The 24,939-nt window shown below is 69.6% G+C and carries 13 protein-coding genes and 1 pseudogene; 4 read left to right on the top strand and 10 right to left on the bottom strand.

Annotation, left to right across the window (positions count from 1 at the left end):
- Window positions 1-2,778 (top strand): DUF4215 domain-containing protein, encoded by a 2,778-nt coding sequence (locus CYFUS_RS19730; protein WP_095986630.1) that lies wholly within the window; start codon window positions 1-3, stop codon window positions 2,776-2,778.
- On the opposite strand, the gene CYFUS_RS19725 is transcribed toward CYFUS_RS19730, so the two are convergent.
- Window positions 2,752-3,399, bottom strand: a complete 648-nt coding sequence (locus CYFUS_RS19725; RefSeq protein WP_095986629.1) for a tetratricopeptide repeat protein — start codon at window positions 3,397-3,399, stop codon at window positions 2,752-2,754. The genes CYFUS_RS19730 and CYFUS_RS19725 overlap by 27 nt on opposite strands.
- A 115-nt stretch (window positions 3,400-3,514) precedes the next feature.
- Window positions 3,515-4,540, bottom strand: coding sequence for a hypothetical protein (locus CYFUS_RS19720; protein WP_095986628.1), 1,026 nt, complete (start codon window positions 4,538-4,540; stop codon window positions 3,515-3,517).
- 380 nt (window positions 4,541-4,920) lie between these two features.
- Between CYFUS_RS19720 and CYFUS_RS51755 the strand changes: the two genes are divergently transcribed.
- Window positions 4,921-5,526 carry a hypothetical protein gene (locus CYFUS_RS51755; RefSeq protein WP_198316640.1) on the top strand — a complete coding sequence of 202 codons (606 nt, stop codon included), beginning with the start codon at window positions 4,921-4,923 and terminating at the stop codon, window positions 5,524-5,526.
- A complete protein-coding gene (locus CYFUS_RS19715) occupies window positions 5,433-9,632 on the top strand; it encodes a CHAT domain-containing protein (protein ID WP_198316639.1) in 4,200 nt (1,399 codons plus the stop codon). The genes CYFUS_RS51755 and CYFUS_RS19715 overlap by 94 nt, the downstream gene beginning before the upstream one ends.
- Here CYFUS_RS19715 and CYFUS_RS19710 read toward each other — a convergent pair.
- The 5 genes and pseudogenes from CYFUS_RS19710 to CYFUS_RS54560 all read right to left on the bottom strand — a co-directional run bounded on the left by CYFUS_RS19710 (window position 9,621) and on the right by CYFUS_RS54560 (window position 14,031).
- Entirely contained in the window at window positions 9,621-10,496 is an 876-nt protein-coding gene (locus CYFUS_RS19710; protein WP_095986626.1) for a L,D-transpeptidase family protein, read from the bottom strand. The two genes, CYFUS_RS19715 and CYFUS_RS19710, sit on opposite strands and share 12 nt — an antisense overlap.
- Window positions 10,497-10,619: 123 nt before the next feature.
- Window positions 10,620-11,066: pseudogene (locus CYFUS_RS54565) on the bottom strand (transposase); the annotation flags it as partial.
- Between the two features lie 117 nt (window positions 11,067-11,183).
- Complete coding sequence (locus CYFUS_RS19700) at window positions 11,184-11,804, bottom strand: hypothetical protein (protein WP_095986624.1); 621 nt, start codon at window positions 11,802-11,804, stop codon at window positions 11,184-11,186.
- Between the two features lie 7 nt (window positions 11,805-11,811).
- Window positions 11,812-13,218: a hypothetical protein gene (locus CYFUS_RS19695; RefSeq protein WP_095992117.1), complete on the bottom strand. Its 1,407-nt coding sequence runs from the start codon at window positions 13,216-13,218 to the stop codon at window positions 11,812-11,814.
- A 273-nt stretch (window positions 13,219-13,491) separates the two neighbouring features.
- Window positions 13,492-14,031 (bottom strand): transposase, encoded by a 540-nt coding sequence (locus CYFUS_RS54560; RefSeq protein ID WP_157758536.1) that lies wholly within the window; start codon window positions 14,029-14,031, stop codon window positions 13,492-13,494.
- Between the two features lie 234 nt (window positions 14,032-14,265).
- Here CYFUS_RS54560 and CYFUS_RS19685 point away from each other — a divergent pair, with 234 nt between their 5' ends.
- Window positions 14,266-14,730 (top strand): PaaI family thioesterase, encoded by a 465-nt coding sequence (locus tag CYFUS_RS19685; protein ID WP_095986622.1) that lies wholly within the window; start codon window positions 14,266-14,268, stop codon window positions 14,728-14,730.
- 3 nt (window positions 14,731-14,733) lie between these two features.
- Here the strand turns inward: CYFUS_RS19685 and CYFUS_RS19680 are convergent, their stop codons facing one another.
- The 3 genes from CYFUS_RS19680 to CYFUS_RS19670 form a co-directional block, all read right to left on the bottom strand.
- Complete coding sequence (locus tag CYFUS_RS19680; protein WP_095992116.1) at window positions 14,734-20,010, bottom strand: trifunctional serine/threonine-protein kinase/ATP-binding protein/sensor histidine kinase; 5,277 nt, start codon at window positions 20,008-20,010, stop codon at window positions 14,734-14,736.
- Window positions 20,011-20,268: 258 nt separating this feature from the next.
- Entirely contained in the window at window positions 20,269-21,762 is a 1,494-nt protein-coding gene (locus CYFUS_RS19675) for a glycosyltransferase family 39 protein (RefSeq protein ID WP_157758535.1), read from the bottom strand.
- Window positions 21,763-21,856: 94 nt separating this feature from the next.
- Window positions 21,857-24,937, bottom strand: a complete 3,081-nt coding sequence (locus tag CYFUS_RS19670) for an efflux RND transporter permease subunit (RefSeq protein WP_095986620.1) — start codon at window positions 24,935-24,937, stop codon at window positions 21,857-21,859.
- Between the last annotated feature and the right edge of the window lie 2 nt (window positions 24,938-24,939).

Here is a 24,939-nt window from a genome sequence, read left to right as displayed (position 1 = left end):
ATGAACATGCATCCCAAGACAGCATGGACTCGCCCGGCGCTTGTCGGGCTCACCCTCCTCTTCACCTCGGTGGGCTGCCAGACGCAGCAGGAGCCGCCCTCCGCCACCCCTGCCCTGCTCACGCGGGTCAGCCAGGCCCTCGTCGCGGACGGCAAGCTGCAGCCCGGCGAGGAGTGTGACGACGGCAACACCCAGGGCGGTGACGGCTGTAGCGCCACCGGCAAGCTGGAGGACGGCTTCCTCTGCCACATCCCCGGCAAGCCGTGTTCCCTGGCGAGCCTGTGCGGCAACGGCGTGGTCAACTCGGGCGAGCTGTGCGACGACGGCAACACCGCGGACAACGGCAACGGCTGCTCCGCGACGTGCGACCTGTCCTTGTGCGGCAATGGCACGCTCGACAACCGCTCCTACCCGAACTACGCGCAGGAGATCTGCGACGACGGCAACCGCTTCGACGGCGACGGCTGCAACCGCCTGTGCGAGGTGGAGCCGGGCCAGGCGTGCGCGGGCTCTCCGAGCCGGTGCGTGCGCGCGGGCGTGACGCTGTTCAACACGGGCGTGGACGCGAACAACCGCCGCCTGGAGGGAACCGCGGCGGATCCGCACTGGTCCTACCGGGGCACCACCACGGGCGCCACCACGGGCGGGCGCGAGGGGGGCGACTGGCCGCAGGAAGTCCAGACGGCGCGCTTCATGGCCCCGCAGGGAGTGAGCACCTGCGTGTACCAGGACTTCATCATCCCCTCGACCACCACGCTCTCGCGCTTCCGCATGCGCGTGGCGACCTTCAACGACAACCAGTTCGATACCGCGTCGGTGAACGGCGCGGCCTTCACCCCCACCGTCATCAGCCAACCGGGGGGCCAGCCCTGGCAGAAGAACATCATCCGCGAGCTGGGCACCACGGCGCGCTGGCGCACCGGGCTCAACCGGCTGGAGCTGTGCAACGAAAACGAAGACGGTCCGCCCAACGCCTTCCGCTACCTGTTCGTGGATGCGTACGACGACAAGTGTGGGGACGGAGTCATCTCTCCCCGCGAGGAGTGCGATGACGGCAACAGCACCGCCAACGACGGCTGCGGCGCCACCTGCGGCATCGAGCCGGCCTACGGCTGCACGGGCGAGCCCAGCCGGTGCGCGCGGACGTGTGGCAATGGCGCGCTCAACCCGGGCGAGCAGTGCGACGACGGCAACCTGACCACGGGCGATGGCTGTGATGCGCGCTGCCGGGTGGAGACAGGGTACGCGTGCCCGACCGCGGGCAGCGCCTGTGTCCAGCAGTGCGGAGATGGCGTCATCAACCCGGGTGAGCAGTGCGATGACCGCAACACCTTCAACTCCGATGGCTGCTCCGCCGCGTGCCGTGTGGAGAATGGCTATGAGTGCCACGGGGAGCCGTCCGTGTGCGGCACCGTGTGTGGCAATGGCCGGATGGACCCGGGCGAGCTGTGCGACGACGGCAACGTCTCCCTGGGAGATGGGTGCTCGCCGGCCTGCACCCTCGAGCTGGGCTATGTGTGCCCCACCGCGGGCGCGCCGTGCGTGAAGAGCTGTGGCAATGGCAAGCTCGAGCAGGGCGAGCAGTGCGATGACGGAAACCTGAACTCGGGGGATGGATGCGCCACCGAGTGCCGGGTGGAGCCGGGCTACGCCTGCTCCGAGCCCCAGAGCGCTCCGTCCTCGTGCGCCGAGACGTGTGGCAATGGCGTGCTGGAGGCGAACGAGACCTGCGACGATGGCAACAAGAGCGCGGGCGATGGCTGCTCGCCGGGCTGCCGCGTGGATCCGGGTTATTCCTGCAGCGGTACGCCGAGCACCTGTGCGACCCTCTGCGGTGACGGCATCGTGGCGGGCGCCGAGCAGTGCGATCACGGCAACACGAAGTCGGGCGATGGCTGCTCCAGCACGTGCCAGATCGAAGCGGGCTGGACCTGCCCCTCGCCGGGGACGGAGTGCACCCAGGTGTGCGGCGACGGCGTGCCGGACATCGGCGAGCAGTGCGATGACGACAACACCCAGGCGGGCGATGGCTGCGGTGCCACCTGCCAGCAGGAGACGGGCTACTACTGCAGCGGGTCACCCAGCGTGTGCGTCACCTCGTGCGGTGACGGCCAGGTGGCGGGCACCGAGGCGTGCGACGACGGCAACCTGGAGGACGGTGATGCATGTTCGCCCCGCTGCCGCCTGAACCTGGGCCAGGCGTGCACCTCGTCCAACGCCTGTGAGGGCGTGTGCAGCCCGGCCACCCACACCTGCGTGCTCGCCAATGTCTGCGGCAACGGCCTCACCGAGCAGGGCGAGGCGTGTGACGACGCGAACACGGCCTCGGGCGACGGCTGCGGCGCGGCGTGCGCCATCGAGCCGGGCTATCGCTGCCAGGGCCAGCCCTCCGTCTGCACCTCGGAGCCGCCCGACACCACGCTCGTCCGGGGCCCGCCCGCCATTGGCCCCAACCCCAACGCCGGGTTCGAGTTCTCCTCGGACGATCCGGGTGCCCGCTTCGAGTGCAGCCTGGATGACGGGCCCTACCAGCCCTGTGAGGCCACCTACGTCGTCACTCCGGGCCAGCACACGCTGCGCGCTCGCGCGGTGGACGTCGCGGGCAACGTGGATCCAACGCCCGTCGAGCACACCTGGCGGGTGCTGGATGACAACCGCTCGCTCGCGGGTGGAGGCTGCAGCGCCGTGCCCATGCCCTCGGTGCTGGGCCTGTTGGCGTTGCTGGCCCTGCGCCGGCGCGACCAGCGCGGCTCAGCGCCCCGACAGCGCGGCGCGTAGCCACAGCCACGCGTTGCCGAACCCCGGAGCGATGCACAGTTGAGTCCACCGCACCTGACGGAGCTGTGCGCCCGTCAGGTGCAGCATCGGCTCGATCAACGCCTGGGCCTCGGCCGGCTGCTTCTGCCGGGCAAGCAGCCGCGCCAGATCCAACCTGGGCGCGAAGAGCGAGGGATCCAACCGCAGCGCTTCCCTCAGCAGGATGATGGCCTGGGGGCGCTCGTGCTTGCGCTGGAGGGCGAAACGGCCGCGCAGGAGCATCCGCACCGCGTCGGCCTGACGCCCCTTCTCCAGGTGCATCCGCGACACCTGCTGCCACAGACCCACCTGGGCCGGGAACGTCTCCGCCGCCTGGGTGTAGACGGCCAGCGCCTTGTCGGCGAAGCCCTTGTCCAGGTGAACCTGGGCCGCCTCCCGGAAGAGCTTGAGCGAGGCCTCGTCTTCATTCGTCCGGGCGAGCAGGGGCGCCAGCTTGCCGAGCACCGCGGGATCCTTCGGCTCCAACTCCAATGCCTTGCGGTAGCCAATAATGGCCCGCTTGAGTTTGCCTTTGGAGCGGGCGCGATCCGCCGCGACGATGAGCTCCGAGCGAGAAGGGGGGGTTTTCCGTCCGAAGAGCATGCGACCTCCATGCTAACCCGGTGTGGACACGGGGTGAGCGGCGCTGGCGCTCCTTCCCAGGAAGTCGTGGAGTGTCACTACAAACTTCCACGCGGCGCATCCGTCCGCGGGTGGCCTACGGCCAGAACCCCTGCCAGGTGGCGTAGAACGAAGCGCTCTCGATGACGCAGGAGTGCGGAGACGTGCCGCAGTGATCGGCGGTGCTCGTGGTCGTCTTCCCGTAGGCCCCGGCGTTCAACCGGCTGGCGTCCCAGTGGATGGTCGACGCCGTCACGAAGCTGTCCTTGGTATGGACCAGGCCCCGGTAGTTGCCGCCTCCCGCGGGCGTCGCCAGTCCGCTCGAAGCCAACGTGTAGCTGGGAACCGTCTGCTCGGGAGTGCGGTCGGTCGGGCCCGCCAGCATGACGACGGTGTCGACCAGATGATCCTTGCCGATGACGGCCGCATGCCCCGCGCCCTGGGAGTGTCCCGCGACGATGAGCTTGTTCCAGACGATGCCACAGGGAAGGGTCGTGTTCCGGGTGCCCGTGCAGTTGGAGGGCGTGAGGTAGGCCCCCCACCCTCCGGACGGATCCTGGCCATCGCGCAGGGTCACGAGCAGCCGGACGAGGCGGGCCTCGATGCCGTCGTAGTAGCCCATGTCCGTCACGGCGGAGCCCGGCTGCACGACGCCCGTGATGAAGGTGCGGCGCGTGGGCAGGTGGCAGTCCACGTTGGTGCCGCAGACCTCGCGGATGTTCGGGGAGTTGCGGTGCGTGAGCCCGAGCACGCGATAGCCCTTGTTCACGGCGCTCGCGAAGAAGCTGGTCGCCGCGGTGGCGTAGCCAGTGCTGTGATAGAAGTTGCCGGCGCTCGAGCCCACCCCATGCAGCATCACGACCAGGCTGCTCTTGCTGGGGCTGTTGGGCCGCAGGGCATAGTGCGCGGCGTTCCAGGACGTGGTCCTTCCGCCGAAGTTGGTGTCCGTGGGCAGCATCTTCCAGCACTGCGCCGCGGTGGGCGCCACGCAGGAGGAGATCTCTTCCTGCTCCTGGATGGCCAGCGCGTCTCCGGGGAACGGTCCCTCGTCCTCGAGGGGACCACACGCCGCGAGTGACAACAACGCACACAGTGACAAGGTGGGCTTCAGCGACTTCATCATCCAGCTCTCCCGAACAGCGCTCGGTGGCGGAGGATACACAGTTCTTTTGTATTTAGACAGTATTTCTGGATTTACATGGCTCGAAAGGGAAAAGAAACAGGAAGGCTCCGACCCGCCAAGGAGGCAATCCGCGCACGCCTCCGCCGTGCACGCGAGACACGAGGCAGGCGAAGGAACGCTCCGAAATAAAGAGGGACGCATGGGTAGGGCCTGGCGGATACTCGGGACGTGAGCGACACGCGCCTGTATACGGTGGGCGGGACGGTGCAGGCGGGCGGGGGGGTGTACCTGGCCCGGAAAGCGGATGTGGGGATGTCTGCCCGGAGGAGAGCGAGCTGTACCGGCGTTACTTCCACGAATGGCCGCACGTGGGCTGAGCCGTGATCGCGCACCTCGAGGCCCCCGGCCCGCTGGAACTCACGCTCCACCTCGTCTCCGTCGAGCGCATGCGCGACGCCGACCGCTTCCTCTTCCAGCCGCGCGACTACCTGCGCCTGCGCGAGGAGGGCACCTCCGCGCGAGCCTCCTTTGCCTGGGAGCACGCCCTGGAGGACCTGGCCAGCCTGGGCTCCAGCCACCCCAGCCCCAACGCCGCCCAGCGGCTCGGGGAGCTGCTGCGCGCCTTCCTCGCGCCCCTGGGTTGGGCCGAGGACGAGCAACGGCTGCGGCGGGCGCTGGAGGCGGGCCAGCCGGTGCGACTCACCCTGCGCCTGGAGCCCGCCGAGCTGTGCGCGCTCCCATGGGAGCTGCTCACGCTGGAGCCCACCGGCCAGGCGCTGAGCGACCTCGCGGGCTGCACCCTGTGCTACGAGCGACCCGGGACGCGGACCGCGCCCCCATCTCCTCTCCCCCGCCCGAGGGAGGCCGCATCCTCTTCGCCTGGGCGGGGGACGTGCCCGCCGCGGCGCACCAGCGCGCCCTCGCCGAGGCCTGCGCCCGTGCCGGGTATGACTTCGATCCGCGCCGGGACGTACTCCCCCAGGTGAGCCTCGCCTCGCTCGAGCGGGCCCTGCGGGAGCGTGAGGAGCCGCTCGCCGCACTCCACCTGCTGTGTCATGGCGTCCCCTCGGAGCCCGGGGCGTACGGCCTCGCCTGGAACTCCTCGTGGAGGGAAGGAGAGCCGCACGTGGTGGACGCCGCCACGCTCCGGGCCGCGCTCGAGCCGCACGCCGGGAGGATCCGCATGGTGGTGCTGTCCGCCTGCCGTGGGGGCGACACGGGGCTCCCAGGCAAACACCTGGGCAGCCCCGCCCGCGAGCTTCACCGCGCGGGACTCTCCGCGGTGGTCGCCTCCCGGCTGCCACTGTCCACGGCGGGCTCCGTCATCCTCACCCGCGCGCTCTATGGCGAGCTGCTCGGGCACCACACCTCGCTGGAGCAGGCACTGGCCGAGGCGCGCAAGGCCCTGCGGCTCGAGGGGGCTCGAATGGATGGGGCCTCGCTCCAACTCTACGCCCGCGCGGGTGACGGGCCGGACCTGCGCCCCTTCATCTTCCCTCCGTATTGCGGCCTGCGGCCCTTCGAGCCGGGAGACCACCGGCGCTTCTTCGGCCGCGGTCCGCTCCGCCAGACACTGCTCCAGCGGATGGAGGCCGCCGCGGAGGGGCGCTTCTCCTCCTTCCTGGTCCTCGCCGGCGCCTCCGGAAGTGGCAAGTCCTCGCTGCTCCGGGCGGGGCTGCTGCCGGCGCTGTCCCCCGAGCGTTGGGAGCTCACGTGGGTGCGCGCGGGCGAGACCGGCGCGCTGGAGGTGGTGCGTTCGGCGCGAGCCTCCCCGGGCAAGCGCAAGCTCCTGGTGGTGGACCCGCTGGACGAGGCCTTCACCCGGCTGGGTGAGGACGAGCGCATGGAGCTGCTGTGTGCGCTGTGGGAGTCCTCGCGGGAGCCCGAGCGGGGCACGGTGGTGCTCGCCACGCTGCGGATGGACTACCTGGGACGCTGCGCGGAGGTGCGGCTGGGGGAGAGCGGGCCGCGGCTGGACGCGGTGCTCTTCGAGGGCGAGCGCCTGCTGCTGGTGCCGGAGATGACGGTGGGTGAGCTGCGCGAGGCCATCGAGTACCCCGCGCGGCGGCAGGGCTTGCGGCTGGAGGAAGGGCTGACGGAGCGGCTCCTGCGGGAGGTGGAGCGCCAGCCGGGAGCCCTGCCCCTGCTGGCCCATGCGCTGGAGCGGCTGTGGCGCCTGCGTGAGGGGAGATGGCTCAAGCACGGCGCCTACGAGGCCCTGGGCGGAGTGGCCGGGGCGCTCGCGCAGGAGTTGGATCGGCTGTACCTGGGGCTGGACGAGGACGAGCGACACCAGCTGCGCCGGCTCCTGATGGAGCTGGTGGACGTGCGCCAGGGCGCGGCCCCTTTCACCTGCCAGCGCGTGGAACGCGAGCAGGTGCGTCCCCTCGAGGAGCGAGCGCGCCGCGCCTTCGACACCGTGCTGGGGCGGCTCGTGGAGAGCCGGGTGCTGGTGCTCGGTGGTGGCGCGGAAGGGGGCGAGGTCTCCATCGAGGTGGCCCACGAGGCGCTGTTGCGCCACTGGCTGCCCCTGGCCGAGTGGATCCGGGATGGCCAGGAGCGCCGGCGCAGGAAGCTCGAGCTGCGCGCGGCGGCGGAGGCGTGGCGTGCCCACGGGGAGTCGGCGCACGCGGAGGACTACCTGCTGCGCGGCCGGCGGCTGGAGGACGCCCTGGAATTCCAGCAGGCCCACCCGGACGAGCTGGACGAGCGGGTGCACCTGTTCCTCGGTGCGAGCTGGGAGCGGGCGGAGCGCCTGGCGTGGGAGGAGCGCGCGTACCAGGAGCGGCTGCGGGACTTCGCCCGGCTGATCGTGGCGGACAAGCTGCGTGGGGAGGATCCCACGGCGGCCCTGCTGGTGCTGCTGGAGGTGCGCGAGCCCGAACAACACCTGGCGTGGACGCAGACGGCGCTGGAGGTGCTCCAGCAGCCGCTCGCCTCGGCGGTGCTGCGGGGCCACCGGGGGCCGGTGCGCGCGGCGGCGATCAGCGCGGATGGCCGGTGGGTGGTGACGGCGTCGCGGGACGGGACGGCGCGGGTGTGGCGCGCGGATGGCACCGGCATGCCGCGGGTGCTCGAGGGACACGGCGGAGAGGTGCTGGCCGTGGCCTTCAGCCCGGATGGGCGGCGGGTGGTGACGGCCTCGGCGGATCACACCGCCCGGGTGTGGTGGGTGGAGGGCGACTCGGGTGCGGAGCTGCTCGCGGGGCACATGGGCGAGGTGCTGGCCGTGGCCTTCAGCCCGGATGGCCGGTGGGTGGTGACGGCGTCACGGGATGGGACGGCGCGGGTGTGGCGCGCGGATGGAACAGGAGTGCCCGTGGTGCTCCGAGGCCACGAGCAGGGCGTGGTGACGGCGGCCTTCAGTCCGGATGGGCAGCGCGTGGTGACGGCGTCGCGAGACTGGACGGCGCGGGTATGGCACGCGGATGGACGGGGCGAGCTGGCCGTGCTCTTCCACCCCGGCGACGTGCGGGCCGCGGTCTTCAGCCCGGACGGGGAGCGGGTGGCCACGGCCTCGGTGGATGGAGCGGTGCGGGTGTGGTGCGCGGATGGGCAGGAGGTGCCCAGCGTGCAGCACAGCGACTCCGGCATCGTCAACGCGGTGGCCTTCAGCCCAGAAGGAGGGCTGGTGGCGAGCGCGCATGCGGATGGATCGGTTTGCCTGTGGCGGGCGGACGGCAAAGGCGAGGGGATGAGGCTCGCGGGAGACACCAGGGAGTCCCTCTCGGTGGCCTTCAGCCCGGATGGCCGATGGGTGGTGACGGCCTCTCGGGACGGCAGGGCGCGGGTGCGGCACACGGACGGGACGGGTCCGACCACGGAGCTGCTGGGGCACACGGACGAGGTGCTGTCCGCGAGCTTCAGTGCGGACGGGGAAAGGGTGGTGACGGCCTCCCGGGATGGAAGTGCGCGCGTGTGGCGCTGGCGAGCCCAGCCGCGTGCACTCACGCTGCCTCGCCGTGCGGGCACGGTGCGAGCCCTGGCCTTCAGCCCTCGCGGAGAGAGGCTCGCGACCGCGTATGCGGATGGCACGGCGGGGGTGTGGTGGCTGAGCGGTGGCACGGAGCCAGTGCTGCTCAAGGGGCATGGGGCGGAGATCCGGACGGTCGCCTTTGCTCCAGACGGAGAGCGCGTGGTGACGGCCTCGGATGATGGGACGGCCCGGCTGTGGCGCACGGACGGGCGCGGCGAGCCGATGGTGCTCCACGGCCACACGGGCCGGGTGGTGACGGCGGCCTTCAGCCCGGACGGGGAGCGCGTGGTGACGGCCTCGTGGGATGGGACGGCCCGGATGTGGCGCGCGGATGGGCTCGGCGAGCCGGTGGTGCTCCACGGGCACACGAGCTACCTCCGGAGCGCGGCCTTCAGCCCGGACGGGACGAGCGTGGTGACGGCCTCGGATGATGGGACGGCCCGGGTGTGGCGCACGGATGGGCTCGGCGAGCCGGTGGTGCTCCACGGGCACTCGGCCCGGGTGGTGGCGGCGGCCTTCAGCCCGGACGGAGCGCGGGTGGTGACGGCCTCGGATGACGGGACGGCGCGGCTATGGCGCGCGGACGGGCTCGGCGAGCCGGTGGTGCTCGAGGGGCATGAGCAGGCGGTGGTGAGCGCGGAGTTCAGCCCACACGGGGCGCGGGTGTTGACCGCCTCCCTGGACAAGACGGTGCGGGTGTGGTCCGCCGAGGCGGTGGAGGAAACGGTGGTCCTCCGAGGACACACCGCCCGGTTCGATCCCCGAGGCACGCGGGTGGTGACGGCCTCGGGGGACGGAACGGTGCGGGTGTGGCCCGCGGATGGGAGCGGCGAGCCCCTGGTGCTCACCGGTCACGGGGAGCAGGTGACGGTGACGGCCTTCAGCCCTGGGGGCGACGTGTTGGCGATTGCCCTGAACGATGGCTCCGTGCGGGTGTGGGGGCTGGGGGTGGAGACGCTGCGCGAGCGCCTGCGCCAACTGACCAGCGCGAGCCTGGAGGTACGGCAGCGCCAGCGCTACCTGGGCGAGCGCCCCGAGGAAGCGCGCGAGGCCCATGCCCGTGACGAGCAGGCGCGGGGGCGCCACACCGAGAGGGACGCCGGGCTACTTGCGTGAGGCCACCGCTCCCGAGAGGTCGGGCGGAGCAGCAGGCGGGGTTCCCAGGTTCGAATCGGTGATGCTGTCGACCACGGCCACCATGTCGCCGACCTTCAGGGCGTCGGAGAGGACGATGATGTCGGCGTTGTCGTGGCGAACGCACCCGTGCGAGACATCCTCCCCGAGCTGGGCGGGAGCGCTGGTGCCATGCAGCTCCTCGCCCGAGCGGGAGCCATCGGCCCACGAGAGATCGATGATGCGCGGCCCGAAGACGGGGCCACCCCACAGCTTCTTGCCGAGATCGATCGACTGGGCCTCGTTGAGCTTGCCCGTCACCTTCTTCAGGCCGGAGTCGGTCCGGGTGGTGCCCGTGCCCACGGCGTTGCCGAAGATGGACTGGAGCCGGCCCTGGACGTCGAAGAGGAAGGTGCGGTGCTCGTCCTTCACCACCACCACGCGCACGGGCGTGCCCTTGTACTGGGGCGGGGGCAGATGCTGCGTCTGGCCGCGCTGTCCCGGCGCCGGGGCGAGCGCATCGAGGGCGCGCAGGGTGGCGGTGTCCACGGTGCCGGTGGGCTGCACCCCGGAATGGGCCGAGCGGGCATGCACCTGGAAGTTGCGCACGGCCTTGGCCGACTGCGCGCCGAAGATGCCATCCGCGCCGCCCCCGGGGACGCTGAAGCCCATGTCGAGCAGGGCCTGCTGCACGGCGCGCACGCCCGCCCCCTTCGAGCCCTTCCCGAGCGGAGGCTGGCCGGCGAGCACCCCCGCCAGCTCCGGCACGGGGGCGAAGCGCGCGTTGAGCAAGGGGGCCTGACCGCCCGCACCGGCGGCGGGCGCGGCGGCGGGGGGCGTCGAGGAACCAGCGGAATCCGTGGGCATGGAGCACCTCGTTCAGAAGAGAGTGGACGCCCTCGAGCCTAGCCCGGATATTCACCAGGGCATGGCGAGAAGCCGCGAAGGGGCCGTGGGCAGACCCAGGGGGCACGAGCTGGCTCGTTGCCCCTATCTGTCAGGTGAGCGGCAGTCGGGTTGGCAAAGGGGAACTAAATCCGTGGGGTTGGATGGCAGCGACTCGCGCGCGGCACCAGGCGCACCTCGGCCGTCTCGGCCAGGTGGCCGTGCGCAGGAGCAGCGGGGCCCGTCCACGGCGTTCTCCAGGCGGCAGAGCGTGGGCTGCGAGGACAGGGGCGAGCCGCTGTGCGGCATCAGGTCGCACGCCACCTGGAGGGCCGGGTCATGACGCAGGGCTTGCGCGTCGTTGCAGTCTTCGTAGCCCAGGGCCATCTGGTAGACGCGCTGGCGCACCCGCTCCAGACGCGAGTGCACCACCCGCGCCGGGTCGCGTGCGTCGGGGATGCACCCGGCCAGCTTGCTGGTGAGGCCCAGCCGCTCATCCATCAGCCTCGGCAACAGCGCTCCCCCATCGCTGGAGGTGTGTGGTGCGTCGCTCGTGAGGTGAACTGGTACGGGGTTCCACCACCTAAACGCACTGCGACGACAGCCCCGGTTCCGAGGTCTCCTCGGGCCGGGGTTTTCTTTCGTCCCTGCGCGAGCTGGAGCCTCGCCCTACATGAAGATCCCCGGGGCCGTCTCCAGCGCGGCGCGCAGTTCCTCCACCGTCGTCTCCATCTTCTCGGCCACGGTGGGTGCGTGCCACGTCACCGCGACTGAGCCTGCGGGCGAATCGCACGCGACCTCGACTGTGACCTTGCCGAACAGCCCCGGCCATGCGTGCTGCCGCAGCGCCGTCGCGTGCCTGACTGGATCCACGAAGGTGAAGCACGGCCACCGTGGTAGGCGGATGGTGCTCATGTCACAACCGTTGAAGCCAACCGCATGGAGCTCGGCCTCGGAGAAGTCGCAGTCCTCGATCCCGCCCGGCTTGAACCGCGACGTGTCAACAAGGGCCTCGCGGAACCCGAACTCGTTGCCCCTGAAACAGCCCTTGAATCGACACCCCTTGAACATCATCTGCGCCCACACCACGCCCTTCAACTGGCCTTTCGCCTGGATGGTGCAGTTGATGAACTGCCCCCCCAGGGGCACCAGCGAGCGCCCAGCCGCACTGATGATGACAGTGGAGTCGCGCACCGTGAGGTCCGGGCCGAGCCAGTAGATCGGGCCCTTCTTCAGCTCCAGCCGCTCGCCGCCAATCTCTCGCTTTTCGTAGTGGATGTTGGGAGTCACTCGGGCCTCAGAAGAAGATCATGCGGAAGAAGGTGCTCGCCATCCGCCGCCCGTGCAGCGCGAAGTTCGACTCGGTGCCGGACAGGATTTCGTAATGGTAACTCTGTCCACCCGGGCCCGTGATGTCGACACCCCGGCTGTTCCACGACAGGCCCGGGAACCGCAACTTCATCTGGGATTCAACCCAGCGCCCTCGCGCCTGACGCTCGAGCAGATTCGCTCGATGCTCAAGACCGCGCCGGAGCATATCCCTAATGGCCTCTTGCTCCTCCCTTCTAAGCTTCGCCGGCGACCACCCCGCCACCACCTCCTTCACGGCCGCCTGCAGCTCGTCGCCGAGCCGGTCCTCCCCCGGAATGTCCCTGTAGCTCTTCCCGCGCGGGAGGTGCCAGCGCTCCCCGCTGCTGAGGATGACTTGCTTGTTGCCCCCGCGGTGCTGGATGGCCACGGTGCCCGAGTTCCCTCTTCCCGCTCCCGAGCCTCCGCTCCTCGTCAGGACGTTGATGGCCACAGGCGCCTGCGGGGAGGTGAGGACGACGAGGGCGCGGCTCTGCTCCACCACCACCTCCACCGCGGCGGCCTCCTCCATGGCCACGGCCACCGAGCCTTCCATTCCCTGGGCCGCCCACTGGGCCTGCACCTGATTGAACCTCGGCAGCGAGCGCACGTGCGTGGCTACCTCGCCCAGGGTCCGCCCAGTGAGGGTGGCCACCCCGAGAATGAGGGCCCGGGCCGCGTCCGTGCCTATGCGCTTGCCGAAGGCCTCGCCGGCGTCGCGCAGCTCCTCGAACGTGCTGGCCTCGTGCGCCGCGTGCGCCATGCGGGCCCACCCATCCATGAGGCCCCACAGGGCGTCCACTCCCAGCCAGGCCAGCAGCACCACCGACAGCGCGGCCGCCGCCGCCTTCGTGCTCGGCTCGGGTAGCAGCCAGAGGGCCAGGTACAGGCCCGCGGCCCACACCAGGGAGGAGAGCAGCGCCCGCGGGCTGAGCTCGCGTCCGAGGGCCGCTCGCGTCTCGTCGAGCACGCCGCCGAAGGCCAGCGCGAGCGCCAGGGTGCGCCTGTCGTCCGTGCGCAGGTAGGGCCCATCCGTGAAGAGGCCCAAGCAGTCACCGCCGCCCCGTGGCTGACACCACCGGAGGTACTTCGCCTTGAGCGCCGCCTCGGCCTCGGGGACGAGCGAACCCTTGTCGTTGAGCGGCACCAGGGTGAGGACCTTGTCCCGGTACACCTCGGCCAGCAGTTCCTCCTCGGGCATGGCCTGGAGCAGCCCCTGAGCGGCCTCCTGGGGCGTCCCGTGCACCTGGTGGTGCTGGAGGAGTCGCGCCACCGCGCGTTGGTACTCCTCCCGCGTGACGGCCACCACCCGCGTGCTGCCGCGCGCCTCCACCTCGGCCGCGTACACCACCAGCACCGGCTGCAGCTCCCTCGGCGCCGCTCGCGCCTCGCTCTCCGCGGCCTCGTCACCGGCCCGGCCGCCCCCGGTCCCCCTGCTTGACGCGGGCCCCCGCGACGCGCAGGCCGCATGGAAAATCAGGACAATGAGCCAGAGGGCCCCGGCCGGCGCCCAGGGTGGCGCGCCCCCCGCCTTCTTCCGAGCCTCGAGCTGCGTGCCGCCGCCCTCCCCCGCCCCAGGACTTCGGTGCTGTTGCGTCATGAACATTGGCCGCCCCCAGGTGTAGCAGCCCTAAAGGATAGGATGCGGGACGCCCAACCATATAGGGGGGGCAAATGCCCGGAGTCTCAGCCGTCTCCGCCGCCCGCGCATTGTGAGGGTCGCTGGCCCGATGACCACGATCACTCCTAGATGTCCGAGGCCGTCTCGGCCAGGTGGCCGTGCGCAGGAGCAGCGGGGCCCGTCCACGGCGTTCTCCAGGCGGCAGAGCGTGGGCTGCGAGGACAGGGGCGAGCCGCTGTGCGGCATCAGGTCGCACGCCACCTGGAGGGCCGGGTCATGACGCAGGGCTTGCGCGTCGTTGCAGTCTTCGTAGCCCAGGGCCATCTGGTAGACGCGCTGGCGCACCCGCTCCAGACGCGAGTGCACCACCCGCGCCGGGTCGCGTGCGTCGGGGATGCACCCGGCCAGCTTGCTGGTGAGGCCCAGCCGCTCATCCATCAGCCTCGGCAACAGCGCTCCCCCATCGCTGGAGGTGTGTGGTGCGTCGCTCGTGAGGTGGACCGGAAAAGTGGGATGAAAGTGGAGGACGGCTGGAGTACGGTGTGTCATGCGGGCGGGCGCTTCTGAGTCGGCCTGAGTTCTGGACAAACCCAAGCTAAATCAGGGCGTTCCGCCCGCAACCGCCCTCCTTCTCCTCTCCCCTGGTGAATAATCCGGGCCTAGACCAGATGAGTCCCCTTCTCTTTCCTGGAGGCCACAGAGAAGCTTCCCTGGAACTGGTGCCCCATATATATTATGCTCGTAATACAAAAAGGGTCCGCCCAGACACGCCGAGGAGAAGTCATGACCAGTCCACTCCCCTCCCCCAAGACCACGCGGCACCTCCAGGACATGGAGAAGATGCTCCGGGGAGAAACGCCCCCTCCACCGATCGCTCGACTCCTGGGGCTGCTGCTCACCAGCGTCGAGCCAGGCCGCGTCGTCATGGAGCTGGACGCCTCGGCGCGCCATGCCAATCCCATGGGGACGCTGCATGGGGGAGTGATCTGCGACCTGGCCGATCTGGCGATGGGCGCGGCCATGTCCACGACGCTCGAGGACGAGGAGAGCTTCACCACGCTCGATCTCACGACGAAGTTCCTCAAGCCCATCTGGAACGCGCGCCTTCGCGCGACCGGGCGCGTGGTCAAGCGGACGCGAACGCTCGGGCTGATCGAGTGCGAGGTCGAGGACGACAAGGGCAGCCTCGTGGCCAAGGTGTTCAGCACGTGCATGGTCCTGCGAGGAGACGAGGCCCGCGGGCGGTGACGGCTACGAGCGCGCCGGGTCGAGCGGAAGCTCCAGCGTGGTCACGGCGCCCCGGCCGGGTCCCTCGCTCTCGATGGTCAGGCGGCCATTGAGCAGTTGTGCCGCCAGCGCGCTGGAGTGCAGTCCGAAGCCGTGGCCGTCCTTGCGCGTGGTGAAGCCGTGGGAGAACAGCTTGCCCTTCACCTCGGGGGCAATGCCCACGCCATCATCCACCACCTGGATGCGCACCACCGGCCCCTCCACCTTCATCCTCACCCACAGGTTGCGCTGGCCCTCGGGCATCGGCCCCAACGCCTGCTTGGCGTTGCTGATGAGGTTGATGAGGATTTGCAGCACCTTGTGCTTGTCCGCCCTCACCCGCGGCACCGCCGACAACTCCCGGTGCACGGTGACCCCATGGCGCTGCAAGCCCTCCATCTGGATGCGCAGCGCGTCGTCGATGAGCCGCGGCAGCTCGCACTCCTCCGTCATCAGCGACCGCTTCGCATACGTCTGTTGCACCTGGACGATGGCGCGGATGTGCTCGATGTGCCGGTTCATCGCATCCAGGTCCTCCATCAGGCGCGTCTGCTCCTTCACCAACTCCTCGCCCAGCACCCCCAGGTAGTCCGGCAGGTGTCGGCCCCGGGGGTTGTTGGTCAAGAAGTCCACCAGGTGGTCGCGCTGTTCCAGGAGGAGCGCCGCCGCCTGCTTCACGCGGCCCACGCGCAGCGAGCCCACCGCCTTGCGCATCACCTCGAGGTTGACGACGGCGCTGGTGAGCACGTTGCCCACGTTGTGCAGCACATTGGCGGCGACCTCCGCCATGCCCACCTCGCGCGCCGTATCCACCAGCCGGGCCTGGGCCTGCTTGAGCTCGCGGGTACGCGCCTCCACCCGCTGCTCCAGCTCTTCGTTCGCCCGGTGCAGCTCCGTCCGGGCGCGTTGGACATCCTCGTAGAGCCGGGCATTCTCGATGGAGATGGCCGCCTGGGAGGCCAGGTGTCCCAGCAGCACCAGCCGCACCGGGCTGAAGGCATTGGCCGCCAGGTTGTTCTCCAGGTACAGCACTCCGCAGAACTGCTCCTGCCGCAACAAGGGCAGACACAGCACCGAGCGCGCTCCGCTGTGCGCCAGGTAGGTGTCGGAATAGAAGGGATGCGGCTTGGAGGCATCGCCGATGAGCACGTGCTCCCTCGTGCGCCGCACGTAGGAGAGCAGCGACCAGGGCAGCGCGGGGGTCGTCCCCGTCGACGGAGCATCGGAGGTGGCCGCCACCGACAGCGACTCCCCCTCGGGCAGCAACAGGGCGCCTCGCTGGGCGCCCGCGTTCTCGATGGCCGCTTGCAGCAGCGTCTTCACCAGACGCTCCAGCTCGATCTCACTGGAGACGGCCTGCTGGGCCTTGACGAGCGTGAGCGCGTCGATGCGGGTGGACTCCGTGCTGCTGGTGGTCAGCGCCTCCGGGGTTTCCACCAGGGCGGAGAGGTGGGGCCAGAGGGACTCCAGGTGCTGGACCTTGCCCTGGGCGCCCCACTGCCGGTAGGCCGCGCGCGCCTCCCGGGCGAAGGCATGGGCGACGATGGGAGCCCGCCGCGTGCGCCAGAAATTCGCGGCCAGCTCGCTGGCCAGTGCCACGTATTGGGTGGCCCCGTTCTCTCGCGCCGAGTGGATGGCATCTTCGTAGGCGCAGGTCGCCTCATCCGGCCGTCCCGCGAGGCGAGCCAGCTCCGCGGACACCAGCCGCTCGAGCGCGAGGAAGTTCTCGGGGCAGTTCTCCGCCCACTCCGCGAGCTGCCGCTGGTGACCCTGGATGCTCTCGAGCAACCGCTGCTGCTCCTCGGGCGGGGAGCCCTCACAGCACGCGGCCAGGGTCAGGGCGCGGTAGAGGTGGAACTCGCGGAAGTAGAGAATGCCGTTGTGGGCCCGTAGGAGCTCGGCCGCCTTGTCCGCGGCCCTGCGGGCTTCCGCGTAGTCGCCGCACATGAAGCGCGACTGGAGCCTGGTGATCCAGAAGACACGCGTGCTTCTCCTGGGAATGGTCGGCAGTTGGGTCTCGAAGGCCCACTCATCGAAGCCATCCCCGTTCAGCGTGCCGAACGAGAGGGTGAGTCCGCGCAGCTGCTGCACGTAGCGCTGATTGAGCAGGAGCGACTCCTGGGGATCCAGGAAGCCCGTCTTGCGCAAGAACTCACCGCGCGCGAGCGACTCCTGGTGGACCTCCTCCAGGTTGTGCCCCATGGCCAGGCGGTTGAGGAAGATATCCAGGCCACAATAGGCGGCGGCGGAGACGTTCCCCACTTGAAGCGCGTGATGGAGACCGCTGAGGACGAACTCCTGCGCCTTGGGAAGGGGCTGGTTCCAGTAGCTGATGAACTGCGAGCTGAGGAGGACATCCGGCCGGATGAAGGCCAGCTTGCACCGCTCGACGAATTCGTAGGCGAGCCGTGTGAAGGCAAGGCCATCCCGGTAGCGCTTGAAGAGCGAACCGGTGATGACGCCAAACCAGCTGAATCCGAGCGCGGCGGAATCCACGACGCCGTGGCGGAGGGAGAGGCAGACCATCCGGCTCAAGAGGACGACGAGCAGGTGGGCGTTGGTGGAGAACGCGGAATTGAAGAGCTTGAAGAGGGCGCTGATGACCAGCTTCATGTCCGGATCCGTCGTGAGTGGCAGCTCGACGAGGCTCGCGATGGGACGCTCCCCCAGCAGGACCCACACCTCTTCATGAGCGGCCACCGCCTCCTCCCAGGAGGGGTCCCGCGGCAGCGGCATGCCCAGCAACGCCAGACATTCCAACATGCAGGCAATGCCTTCCTGGCGCTCGACCGCGGCGAAGTGGACGTCGTGCTTCAAGCCATAGCAGGCCTCGATGTCCGAACGGGTGCGCGCCCGGGGAAGGAGCTTCTCCACCAGACGGCGCGCCTCGGGGATGTTGCCGCTCATGTACTCACAGCGCGCCTGGGTAAGCTTCAGCTTGAAGGCCAGTGCATGATCCGTCTCCCAGGGGTCTCCCGGAATGAGCGGGAAGGCCGTCGCGAAATAGGTGATGGCGGGGCGGAGTGCGACCGCGGCCATGGCCCTGGCCCCCGCCTCGGCGTTCAGCCGCGCGAGCTCGTGACGCTCCGTGGCCTCCTCGATCAGGCCCACCCCGGCGTTGAGCTGGCTGACCACGTCGAAGAGTGACTCGCGCGCCTCGTCCTGGGACAGGCGCTCGAGCAGCAGGCGGCCGATGCGCAGGTGGACGGCCTCGCGCTCCGCTTCGGAGAGGAGGCGATGGGCCGCCTGCTGGATGCGGTCGTGCAGGAAGCGGTACTTCTCCGGGCCCAAGCGCATCAGCATGCCTTCCTGGAACGCGGGCTCGAGCCCTTGTTCCACGTCTCCCAGGTCGGCGAGAAAGCCCAGCATCTGGGGTGAGAAGACATTGCCCACGCATGCCGCCAGGCGCAGCAGGTGCTGCGTGCCCGGGGGGAACTGGCGCAGCTTGCCCACCATGAAGTCGACGATGTTCTCCGAGTAGTCCCGGGCCCGCACCTCCTCCGCGTCCCACTGCCAGCCGTCTCCGGGCACCCGCACCAGCAGGCCATCCTGGTGGAGCGCCACCAGCAACTGCAGCAGGAAGAAGGGGTTGCCCCCCGTCTTCTCGTGCACCAGCGCCGAGAGGGGCGCGACCACTTCCCTTCCCGCTCCCGGCAGCGTGTCGGCCACCATGTGCTCCACCTGCGCCACGCTCAGTGGCTCCAGGCGGAGGTTCGTCATCCTCGCCCCCTCCTTACCAATCCCTTCCAACACCTGCATCAGCGGGTGCGAGGGGCTCACCTCGTTGTCCCGGTAGGCGCCCATCCACAGCACCGGGGGGCTCTCCGGGTGGGTGAGCAATTGAGAAAGCAATTGCAGACTGGCCAGATCCGCCCACTGCAGGTCATCCAGGAACACCACCATGGGATGCGCCCGGGTGGCGAACACGGCGAAGAACCGGCGGACCACCTGATAGAAGCGGCGCTGGGCCTCGCGCGGGGGCACCTGCTGGAGCGCGGGCTGGGGGCCCACCAGCACCTCCAGCTGGGGCACCAGCTCCACGAGCATCTGGCCGTGGCCCTCCCAGGTGTCGTTGACCTGTTGGCGCCACCGGGTGATGTCTTCCTCGCTCCCCGCGAGCAATTGCTGCACCAGCCCGCGAAGGGTCTGCGCCAGGGTGGCGTAGGGAATGTCCCGCTGGAACTGCTCGAACTTGCCACTCAGGAAGAAGCCGCGGCACTGCACCACGGGTTTGTGCAACTCGTTCACCACGGAGGACTTGCCGATGCCCGAGTACCCGCTGACCAGGAACAGCTCCGGCCTCTCCGTGCGCGACACCCGCTCGAAGCCCTCGAGCAGGGTGGCCACCTGGGCCTCGCGGCCGTAGAGCCGCTGCGGCAGTTGGAACCGGTCGGGCCGGTCCTGGGTGCCCAGCGCGAACACCTCCCGCGTGTTCTGGCTCAACGCCTCGCGGCAGCGCTCCAGGTCCGCCCGCAGGCCCTCGGTGCTCTGGTAGCGCTCCTCGGCGGTCTTCGCCAGCAGCTTGAGGACGAGGGCGGACAGGGCCGGGGGCACCTGGGGATGGAGCTCGTGCGGAGGCGTGGGCCGCTGCGCCATATGGGCGTGAAACCACTCGAGCGCATCCTTGCCCTGGAAGGGACGCTGCCCCGTGAGCAACTCGTAGAAGGTGACGCCCAGGGAGTAGAAGTCGGTGCGGTAGTCCACCGCCCGGTTCATCCGTCCCGTCTGCTCCGGCGACATGTACGCCAGCGTGCCTTCGATGAGATGCGTCGGCGCCGCGTCCAGGTACTCCACCTTCTGCAGCGTGGCCACGCCGAAGTCGATGAGCCGCGCTTCCCCCGACGGCTCCAGGATGATGTTGGAGGGTTTGATGTCCTTGTGGATGACGTTGCGGCAGTGGACCTCGCCCAGGGTGGACACCAGCGACAGGGCCAGATTCAAGAAGAGGGACAGCTCCAGGGGCTCCCCCGTCGACGTGGACTCGGACAGGGTCTTCCCCTGCACCCGCTCCAGCAGCAGCACGGGCCGCTCACCGAGCCGCTCGCAGGCATAGGGCCTGGCCACGCCCCGCACGTCCCGCAGCCGCTGCAGGATGCCGAACTCCCGCCGGTACCGCTCGCTCTCCATGCGACCGGGAGAGGCCGCCATGGGCGTCTTGAGGATGACGGGCAGGCCATCGGCCTCGCGCACCGCCTGGAACAGCGCGTTCGAGCCCATGGCCCGGAGGATGCCAAGAACCCTGTACCCTGGAATATCCAACATGAAGGAGCACACCCGTTGGCGAGGACCCGGTCCCCATGACGTCGTCGCGCCAGCAAGCCAACCCAACTTACAAGCCTTCGGGTGGAAACAGGGTGCTCGTCCCGCTTATTCGGCGCTCCAGGGTTCCAAGTGCCCCTGACGTTCATGCCACGCGAGGGACGTTACCTTCCCGCGAGGCGCCGCGCATCCCAACGAGGGGCTTGTAGAATCGGCGCCCTCTGCCAGTGAAACGCGGGAGCCCGAGGTGGTGAGAGATGTTCAAGGGCCATCCGGTCCACGGCGGCGGTCGCTCGACGCATGCCAGTGCTCGCAATGCCAGAGACCGAAGGTCGTCACCGGCCGGAAACCCCGGTACACTGTCACTGGCTCGAGCGCGCGCACCTCGTCGCAGTGGTCCCGCAGACGCTCCTCCGCGTCGCGCAGGGGCTGCCGCGCGTCCGAGACGATGATCGCATCCGTGTCCAGCCCGCGCACCCTGTCCATCCAGAAGTCATAAGCCAGTCCGGAGCCACCGAGGGCCCCATCCGACTGCGTTTCAGGATGATCCGGCAGGTAGAAGGCCAGCTCGCTCGCCGTCTTGTAGCCCCACCCGATGACCAGGGGAGGCCGGGCGGAAGCGTCCCATTGCTCGCGGTAGGTTTGCACGTGCGCGGCCAGCTCCCGCCAGCCATTCACCAGGTTGTCCTTCTCCCGGAAGGGAATGAGGGGAGAGAAGGGCATGAGATACATGCCCAGCACGAGCGCCCCTCCGGTGCTCAGGGTGAGCAGTCCATGAACACGCCGCCACGGCACCGCTCGAAGTTCCCACGCCCGAGCCACGGTCGCCACGAACAGGCCCAGGTAGGCCGGAGCCACCCAGTTCATCTTCACCCAGTGGAACGGGCTCACCGCCGTGAAGACGAGCAGTCCGGGCAGACTCGCGAGGCCCAGGAGTTGTGCACGGGGATCTCCCTTCAACGCCCGCCGCGCGACATGCACCGTCGAGGCGAGCAAGGCCCCATACAACAACGGGCCCACCGCCACGGCCTGCAGACCCAGGTAGCGCCCGATGAGATGGGGTTGCACTCCATGCACCGTCTCCGCCCGGCCTCGCGTCTGGAAGGAGAAGGAGGCCCATCCATGCGTGGCGTTCCAGTAGAGGACCGGCGTGAAGACGGCGAGAGCGAGCAGCACCGCGAGGTAGGGGTGAGGCGTGCGCAGGGCGGCCCGGCCTCGCGGCGTCAGCAGCGCCGTCACGAGGATCTGCGGGGGCAGCAGCGCGGCGGTATACTTCGACAGCATCGCGAGCCCACAGAGCAGGCCCAGCACGTACCAGCGGAACGCGCCCCTTCCCGGTCCCTTCCCATCCGGGAGCACCAGCTCGCACAACACACGCAGCGCCGCCGTCCAGAAGAGCACGAGCGGCACGTCCGGCGTCATCACCACCGCGCCCAACCCGAAGAGCACCGTCATGTTGGCCGCGAGCGCCGTGAACGCGCCCACCGCGGGCGAATACAGGCGGGTCCCGAGCGAATAGAGCAGCAGCGTGAGCACCGTTCCCGACGTCACCGTGAGCAGCCGCACCCCCAGCTCGCTGGTCCCCGCGATCTTCACTCCCAGGGCGATGAGCCACGCGCACATCGGAGGATGATCGAAGTAGGACCAGTCCAGGTGGCGGGCATATTGCCAGTAGTACGCCTCCTGGGGAGCAAGCTGCACCTGCGTCGAGTAGAGGAGCCGGAGCACGGTCAGCACCGCACTGACCAGCAACACCCCTCGCGTCCATGGAAAGGGGGGGCCCGAATCGGCAGTCACGGTCAGCGGCCTGGAAGTCATGCGTGGCCTTATATCCCGGCGGTCAGTGGTTTCATGGGGGGGATGACGGAGCCGCGTGGTTCGACGGCCCCCTCGCGAAGCGCAGGAAGAGCGAGGGGACGAGCAACACGTTCAGCACGGCGGATGAGGCCAATCCCCCGAGGATGACGACCGCCATGGGATGTTCGATCTCCTGCCCTGGCTTGAGACCCCCCACCACGAGCGGGACCAGCGCCAGCGCCGTCGTCAGGGTCGTCATGGCCATGGGCTGCAACCGCTCGAGTGTGCCACGCAGGACGAGTTCGAAACCGAAGGCCATCCCCTCCTCGACCTCCAGGTGACGGTAATGACTGACGAGGAGAATACCATTGCGCGCGGCGACCCCCAGCACCGTGACGAACCCCACGAGCGACCCCAGCGACACCACCCCTCCCGTGAGCAGCACGCCAATCAGTCCTCCCACCAGGGCGAACGGAAGGGTCCCCATGGTGAAGGCGACCAGGCGCGGAGACTGGAAGTCCAGGTAGAGCACGAAGGCGATGCCGAGAATAGCCAGGGCCGTGAGGCCGAAGAGCCGCGCGCTCGCCGCCCGCCGCTCCGCGAACTCGCCCAGCACTTCCGCGTGATGGCCGACGGGCCACTCCATACCGGAGACGACACGCTGGATGTCTCCCACCACCGCGCCCAGCGCGCGGTCCTTGGGATCACACGTCACGTCGATGCGGCGCGAGGCACTCTCGTGCTGGATGATGTTGGGAACGGAGTCGATCTCCACGCGCGCCACGTCGCCGAGCCTCACGGGGGCCCCCGAGGGGGTGAGGAAGCGCAGCTCCTTCACCGAGGAGACGTCCTGGCGCAGGGAGTCCTCGCCCCAGACGACGACGTCGAGGGAGCGCTCCGCCCGGTAGACCTCACCCACTTTCGTGCCCTGGAGCAGCGTGGCCGCCGCGCGCTGGATGTCGCCCGGCGTCAATCCCAGCCGCCGCGCCGCCTCCGGATCCAGACGCACCCGCACCTGGGGTACCAGCACCTGGGGCTCCAGCTTGAGGTTGCCCACCCCGTCAATGGTCCGCAGCTTCGCCTCCACCTCGGCGGCCTTCGTGCGCAGGGTGTCCAGATCCGGGCCGTAGACCCGAACCACGATGGAGCCGCTCGCTCCACTCAACACCTCCTTGATGCGCTCCTGGAGGTACGTCTGCACGTCGCGGTAGAGCCCGGGGTAACCCTCCACCACGCGGTGGATGCGCTCGACGGTCGCGCGATAGTCGACCGCGCCTTCCAGGTTGATCCACAGCTCCGCGAAGTTGGGACCCACCACCTCGTCGGCCACCTCCGCCCGCCCGATGTGCGCCCCGAAGTGGCGCACTCCCGGAATGGAGCGCAGCTCGGCGCTGGCCCGGAGGGCGGTGCGCCGCACGGCCTCGCCCGACGTCCCCGGCTTGGCCACCCAGTGCATGAGGAAGTCCGTCTCCTGGAAGTGAGGCAGGAACCCCTCGCCGAGCAGGGCCGCCCCCACGGCCCCGGCGATCACCATCCCGGCGACAGCGCCGAGCGCCAGACGGGGACGGTCCATCATCCACACGATGAGCGGCCGCGCGCGCTCGCGCAACCACCCGCCGAGCCGGGGGGGCGCATGCTCTCCGCGCTCGAGGAAGAGCAGGCATAGGACCGGCGTCACCGTGAGCGCTACCCCCATGGAGGCGAACACCGCGAGCACGTACGCCACCGCGAGGGGACGGAAGAAGGCGCCACTCACGCCATCCAGGAAGAACACGGGGATGAAGACGAGCACGACGATCAGCGTGGCGAAGACGACGGCGCTGCGCACTTCCATGGACGCATCCAGGATGACCTGGAGGGAGGAGCGGGGCTGGGCGAGCCGCAGGTTCTCCGCCAGGCGCCGCTGCACGTTCTCCACGTCGATGATGGCGTCATCCACCACTTCCCCGAGCGCGAGCACGAGCCCGGCGAGCACCAAGGTATCCACCGTCGCGCCCGCCAGATGGAGGGCCACCAGGGCGCTCACCAGCGACAACGGAATGGCCACGAGGCTGATGGCCGCGGTCCGAAAGTCCTGGAGGAAGGCGAACAGGACGACGATGACCATCACGCAGCCGAGCACCACCGCGTGATGGAGGTTGTCCATGGCGCGCTCGATGAACGTCGCGGGCCGGAAGATGCCTGGCACCACGGTGACGCCCTGGAGAGCGGGACGCATCTGCTCGAGGACGGCCTCCACCTGCCGCGTCACCTCCAGGGTGTTGCCCCAGGGCTGCTTCTCGACGATGAGCAGGATACCGGCCTCGTCGTCGACCACGGCGTCTCCAATCGGAGGCGGGGGGGCTTCCTCGACGTGGGCCACGTCCGCCAGCCGGATGGACGCCCCGTTGCGAAACGCCACGGGGACGTCCTGGAGCGTCGCGAGGTTGGTGGCCCCCGAGAGGCTGATGGCCATGCGCTGATTGGGCGTGTCGATGAAGCCGCCCGAGGCGGGCTGGCTGGCCTCGCGCGCGGCCCGGAGGACATCATCGATGCGGAGGTTGGCCGCCCGCAGGCGCTCGGGATCGACCTTGATCTGCAACTGGCGGTCGCGCTGCCCCCAGATGGCGACGTTCGCCACGCCGGGCACGCTCATCAACCTCGGACGCAGGGTCCACCGGGCCAGGTCCGATAGCGCCATGCGGTCGAGCGTGTCGGACAGCAGGCCCACCTTGAGGACACGGCTCGTGGCGGACAGGGGCGAGAGCATCACGGGCGGCCGGGCCACCGTGGGCAGCGTGGGCGCGACGCGCGTCAGCCGCTCCTGCACCATCTGCCGGGCCCGGAAGAGATCCGTTCCCCGCTCGAAGATGAGGACGAGCGAGGACAGGCCGAGCACGGACTTGGAGCGCATCGTCTTGAGGGCGGGGACCCCGGCGAGGCCATTCTCCAGGGGACCGGTGATGAGGTTCTCCACTTCCAGGCTGGACAGACCGGGCACCTCTGTCTGGATTTCCACCAGGGGTGGAGCGAACTCGGGAAAGACGTCCACCGGCATGTCGCGCACGCTCTTGTAGCCGAGCAGCAGCAGCAACACCGAGGCGGCCAGGGGGATGAGGCGATAGTGGAGGCAGGCGGAGATGAGTCTATGCATGG

Origin of the sequence: Cystobacter fuscus, assembly GCF_002305875.1 — a bacterium.
Classification (GTDB): domain Bacteria; phylum Myxococcota; class Myxococcia; order Myxococcales; family Myxococcaceae; genus Cystobacter; species Cystobacter fuscus_A.
The sequence above is the reverse complement of the archived record's forward strand: the minus strand, read 5'-3'. Positions and strand labels throughout refer to the sequence as shown.